This window comes from Neobacillus drentensis (assembly GCF_036962765.1).
In the GTDB taxonomy this organism is placed as follows: Bacteria; Bacillota; Bacilli; order Bacillales; family Cytobacillaceae; genus Neobacillus; species Neobacillus drentensis_C.
Window position 1 is genome coordinate 1 of sequence record NZ_JBALOS010000274.1, and the last position, 5,397, is coordinate 5,397.

At 39.0% G+C, this 5,397-nt stretch carries 8 protein-coding genes; 1 reads left to right on the plus strand and 7 read right to left on the minus strand.

The window, feature by feature from the left end:
- Window positions 1-579 (plus strand): DUF3231 family protein (locus tag V7137_RS26400; RefSeq protein WP_335700822.1); only part of this gene is annotated, 579 nt, incomplete at its 5' end.
- Between the two features lie 344 nt (window positions 580-923).
- Here the strand turns inward: V7137_RS26400 and V7137_RS26405 are convergent.
- The 7 genes from V7137_RS26405 to V7137_RS26430 all read right to left on the minus strand — a co-directional run bounded on the left by V7137_RS26405 (window position 924) and on the right by V7137_RS26430 (window position 5,316).
- Window positions 924-1,271 carry a 2Fe-2S iron-sulfur cluster-binding protein gene (locus V7137_RS26405; RefSeq protein ID WP_335700823.1) on the minus strand — a complete coding sequence of 116 codons (348 nt, stop codon included), beginning with the start codon at window positions 1,269-1,271 and terminating at the stop codon, window positions 924-926.
- A 227-nt stretch (window positions 1,272-1,498) separates the two neighbouring features.
- Window positions 1,499-2,164: a GntR family transcriptional regulator gene (locus V7137_RS26410; protein WP_335700824.1), complete on the minus strand. Its 666-nt coding sequence runs from the start codon at window positions 2,162-2,164 to the stop codon at window positions 1,499-1,501.
- 45 nt (window positions 2,165-2,209) lie between these two features.
- Window positions 2,210-2,740, minus strand: coding sequence for a chromate transporter (locus tag V7137_RS26415; RefSeq protein ID WP_335700825.1), 531 nt, complete (start codon window positions 2,738-2,740; stop codon window positions 2,210-2,212).
- Window positions 2,737-3,411: a chromate transporter gene (locus V7137_RS26420; protein ID WP_335700826.1), complete on the minus strand. Its 675-nt coding sequence runs from the start codon at window positions 3,409-3,411 to the stop codon at window positions 2,737-2,739. Before V7137_RS26420 ends, V7137_RS26415 begins: the two co-directional genes overlap by 4 nt.
- Before the next feature lie 38 nt (window positions 3,412-3,449).
- Window positions 3,450-3,929: a GlcG/HbpS family heme-binding protein gene (locus tag V7137_RS26425; protein ID WP_335700827.1), complete on the minus strand. Its 480-nt coding sequence runs from the start codon at window positions 3,927-3,929 to the stop codon at window positions 3,450-3,452.
- Between the two features lie 29 nt (window positions 3,930-3,958).
- The gene (locus V7137_RS30895) at window positions 3,959-4,177 is read right to left on the minus strand and encodes an aldehyde dehydrogenase family protein (RefSeq protein ID WP_438825629.1); all 219 of its coding nucleotides are present in this window, start codon (window positions 4,175-4,177) and stop codon (window positions 3,959-3,961) included.
- Entirely contained in the window at window positions 4,072-5,316 is a 1,245-nt protein-coding gene (locus V7137_RS26430; protein ID WP_438825630.1) for an aldehyde dehydrogenase family protein, read from the minus strand. The genes V7137_RS30895 and V7137_RS26430 overlap by 106 nt, the downstream gene beginning before the upstream one ends.
- Window positions 5,317-5,397 lie beyond the last annotated feature (81 nt).

Genomic DNA, 5,397 nt, shown 5'->3' on the forward strand with positions numbered 1-5,397 from the left:
ATACTAATGGTCAGAGGATATATCATAAAACCTCCAGTTCTTCCTGTACCTGAAAACATAGATTTTATAAAAAAACAAACATTTTTAAATGGATTTATAGGGGATGTTCGTTCACTACATGCCCTAGAAATCACTCACCTTTATGATAACATTGAAAATAATTCAACAAGTAAAGCGTTATTAGTAGGATTTAGCCAAGTCGCCAAAACAGAAAAGGTCAAACAATTCCTAATAAGAGGCAGAGAACTAACGGATAAAAGCCTTGAAAACTACCGTGAAAAACTTCATAAGGATAACTTACCTTTCCCAACCACAATAGATCATTTAGTCACGGAATCTAAGATTGCTCCTTTTTCGGAAAAATTAATGGTGTTCCACAAGGTAGATATGTTTTCAATGAAGATCAGAGCTTTCGGAAATTCGTTAGCAGTCAATGGAAGAAGGGATATAGGTTTAATGTATTCGCGCGCACTCGTTAGAATATCTTTGTTTGTCGATGATGGAGCAAATATTTTGATTGACAACGGGTGGTTCGAACAGCCTCCAAAAGCTGCCGATAGAGAAAATTTAACCTCCTAGAGTCGATTATTAATATAGAAAAACGATGAGTAAAAAAACCCATCGCTTATGTGATCATATTTAATTCTGTGCCTGCTCCCCACTAATTTACAACTTTAAAGCACTGGGGGCAGGTATAATAGATGTTAAGCAAAGGCACGTAATTTTTTATTCTTTTTCAACTGTAATGGTTTATGTGTGTAATAGATTTTTGCTAGTGCATGATTATCGCATAGTGAACATTTAATTTGATAGGAAGCTTTGCTAATATGGGGAGTATCTAAGAAGGTTAGTATTTCTTTCATATGTCGATTACAGGCCCACATGTTCTCACCCCGAATTTATATTTTTCATTATCACTTTCACTAAATAGTTGAAACTTCTTTTTGAATTTTATCCGGCTTTCTTTTTTTCACTTCTTCTGTAAATGCATCATCCCAAGAAATCGAAATATCACCATTTGTCACGAAGGTTTGACAGCCGAGGCGATAACCTTCTTTTAACCATTCTTCGCCTAATTTTCTTCTTTCTTGGACCTTAACTTTATCTAAGAATTCTGTGCCTTCTTCCGTTTTAAAAACGCAGCTGCCGCAAATCCCTCCGCCACATCGGTTCGGGAGTTCGCCATCATAACGAAGGGACATCCTCAAAATATTCGAATCCTCTGGTACCTCTAATTGTTTATTGCTATTAATGAAATTTATTTTTGGCATGCCTCGTATCCTCCCTTTAATTTATCTCCTTGGTATACAATATACCATATTTGAAATTTTCAAACAATACAATATTTTAAATCTTTTGATTTTTTTAAAAGATAAATAGAAGACCACATCCTCAAAGACAGATGTGGTCATCTTCCATGGATACCAACTCGCTCCGAGATCGCTTTGAGGGATCGATCAAGTGGACATCAGTTTTTCCTTTTTAGAAAGCTTTTGTTTTAAATTATTGATATAGGTGATATAAGCTTTTNNTTTTTCGAGTTTTCAATATGAATTCTCATTAAATACTCAGCCATATCGGCTTCTTTATCACGTAAGGCTTTCATGATATCGATGTGTTCCTTTAATGATTCTTTTCTTCTGCCTGGTGTTTCATATCCCATATTTGCAGACATATGTATATAGTCAATCAGGCCAGAGAGAATCTCAAATAGTTTAGGGCTTTTCGATGCTTTATTAATGAGACGATTCATTTGAATATGTTCAAGATTAAAGTTTTCTTCTGCTTGATCTTTTAACTCCATCAACTCTTCAATCTTTTGATCCAATTCTAGTTGTGTTTCTTTATCCATCCGTCCCGCGGCCAATTTAACGGCAAGTACTTCTAATGAGGCAAGGATTGTAAATACCTCGATGACTTCATTCTCGGAAATATTCGAGACGACGACACCTTTACGGGGTACTGTTTTTACAAAACCCTGGGATTCCAAGCGGAACAATGCTTCTCGAATTGGGGTTCGGCTGATGCCTAATTTCCCAGCAAGTTCCCGTTCAATTAAGCGATCGCCTGCTTTTAATTCGCCCTCGAGAATCATTTCCTTTAAATAGTTATATGCATGCTCACGAATCGATAAAAGATTGTTTTCCTCCCATCTTAAGTCCATAAACTTCCACCCGCTTATTTTTATAATATTTTCTAAATTTCCGTCTTACGAAAGAAACACTCCACCATAAATCAAACAGCAAAGAATTAACAAGGATGGGTGCATTTTGATTTTAATTAAAGCAAAGTAGCTAACTACAGCCAAAAAGACTAAGTGAAAAATACCACTATTTTCGAAGGAAGTTAAGAAGAACTGATAGGCCATCACAGCAAGTAATATGAAAATAATCGGCTGCACCGATTTTGTCATCAAAGCTACTTTTGGAGATCCTTTAAATAGATTCACAAATTTAAATAATAAAATAACGGCCAGTGCAGAAGGAAGAACCGTTGCGATTAATGCAATCGCTGCACCAAGAACTCCTCCAAGTTGATAACCAATATAGCCCCCCATTTTCGTAGCAATCGGACCAGGCAGGGCATTTGCAATCGCTAATACATCCCCAAACTCGGATAGACTCATCCAGTGGTAATGGTTAACCACTTCATTTTGAATTAATGGAATGGTTGCAGGACCGCCGCCGTAACCTAATAAATTAGCAATAAAAAACGACCAAAAGATATGCAAATAGATCATGAACTTTTTTCCTTTCTCTGAAGAACCATCTCAGCCGCAGTTTTTGCCGCTTTTTCTTTTCGATCTGCAATGATAAAGGCAGCGATCAGAAATACAGCAATTAAGATTCCGGGATGTAATCCAAGGAATTGAACAACGATTAAAGAAACGATCGATAGCGTGAGCATGATCGGAAAACCTAAGCCTTTCCGGCCATTTTGGAAAAAACGATAGGCCATCTCTAAAAGCATAAAGCCAATAACAGGTGTAACCCCTTGAACCATCCCACTTACAATCGGTGATTCCTTGTAGGAATAAAGCACACCCAATAAGGCAATCATGGCGATAATGGAAGGCAGAATATGAGTTAGAATGGCAACAGTAGCCCCTAAATACCCCTTCACTTTATAACCGATATACGCCGCCATTTTGGTAGCAATTGGTCCTGGTAATGTGTTGGCTAATGCCAGGATTTCTACAAATTCTTCTTCGTTCATCCACTTGTATTTTTTAACAGCTTCAAATTCAATCAACGGTATAGTCGAGGGTCCGCCCCCATAACCAGTCACACCGGTGCGGGCAAATCCAATAGCTAACTCAAGATATGTTTTCAGTTGATTCTCCCCCTTTTTATACCAATATAACATTTTTACTCTTTTTTTAATAGAACGCCAGATTAAGATAGACCCCATCCTGCTAAAAACAATGCATGAATGAGGTCTGATTTTACTTATTTTTTTATATCGGCATCCGTTATTACTTCCAGCCCATCTCTTCCTAGATAGGTCTGTAGTGCCTGTAGTGCAGCTGTACCCACGGCCGTGTCTTGCTCGCCGTTTCCGCCACTTACACCAATGCCGCCTACGACTTCACCATTGACCACAATCGGAAAACCACCTACAAAAATAGCGAATTTCCCTGGCAGCATTTGCTGAATTCCAAAGGCTTCATTTCCAGGAAGTGCAGGTCCATTTGGCTCCTTGTTAAATAAATGGGTCGAGCGTTTATGGCCCGCTGCCGTGTAGGCTTTAGCAATCGAAATTTCTGGTCCGGTGATGCGTGCTCCGTTCATTCGTTCTAATGCAATCAGGTTTCCGCCATCATCAACAATTGCGATTGTTTCAAGAACATTGATCTCTTCTGATTTTTTCTTAGCTGCCTCAATCATTAACTTTGCTTCTTCTAATTCAATTTTCAACACAGATTTCATACATGTTCTCCTTTATCTATCGAATGTTATTAATAGCCCATATAAACCGTTTTTAATTGTGTAAAGAACTCTAAGCCCACTCTGCCCGATTCACGGAAGGTTGACGTACTTGATTTTTTAAGGCCTCCAAATGGTGCATTCATTAAGTTTCCTGTTGTTGTGCGGTTAACCTTAACTGTTCCCGCTTGGATATCCTTGGTAAATTGGTTAGCAATTTTGAGATTATTGGTAACAATCGAAGCAGACAAACCATACTCGACATCATTCGCAACGGCGATGGCCTCTTCATATGNNCCGGTCCAAAGATTTCTTCTTTCGCAATTCGCGAATCTGTTTTTACATTAGTAAAAATGGCTGGCTGGACATAGTATCCTTTTTCGAATTCTCCAGTTAATAATGCCTCGCCACCATATACCAAATCAGCACCATCTTCTTTACCGAATTGGATATACTTTAAGACATTTTTCAATTGCTTTTCGTTCGCAAGCGGACCAATTTTCACGCCTGCTTCAAAACCATTACCTATTTTTAGTGCACTCGTTTTTTCAACCAGCTTTTGAACAAATGCCTCTTTTACATTTTTCAAGACGATAACACGGCTTGTTCCGGTACAAGCTTGCCCTGTTAACGAAAAGCCCCCGTTAACCGTCAAAGTGGCGGCTAAATCGACATCTGCATCATCCATAACAATAAGGGGATTCTTCCCGCCCAGTTCCATTTGGGTCCTGGTCGTAAAGCCTGCTTTTTTATGAATATCTTCTCCTGCAGCAGTTGAACCTGTAAATGTGACGGCCCTAACAGCAGGATGGGTTACCAATAGATCCCCCACGTCTGATGCTTTTCCTGTAACAAAGTTAATCACGCCTTTAGGAATTCCTGCCTTATCTAGTGCTTCAACTAGACGAAAAGCGATTAGTGGCGTATCGGAGGAAGGTTTAAAAACCACCGTATTACCCGTGATTAAAGCGGGAGCGATTTTTCGGGCTGGTATAGAAAGTGGAAAGTTCCAAGGAGTAATGACACTTACTACTCCGAGTGGTTCTCTTTCCGTTGAAACTTTCATGTTAGCATCATCGTTTGGAAAGGTTTCCCCTGTAAAACTTTGTCCTTCTATTGCATAATAGCGGAGCGTTTGCGCAGAACGTAATACCTCATTCTTAGCATCATCTACATGCTTTCCTTCTTCCCTTGTTAACTCTTCAGCAAGGGCAGCAACATTTTGCTCGAGAATGCTGGCAGCTTGATTTAAGATAGCCGCTCGTTTGGATGGTGCAGTTTGGGACCAACTAGGAAAAGCATTCTTGGCCGCTTCAATCGCATTTTGAACATCACTTTCGTTTGAAGCCTGGAATTCTCCAACGAGATCTTCGGTATTTGCCGGGTTCACACTAAAAAATGTTTTATTGCTTACCGATTCCTGCCATTCTCCATTAATATAATTATTGAATGTCTCTACTTTTGTAGTAAT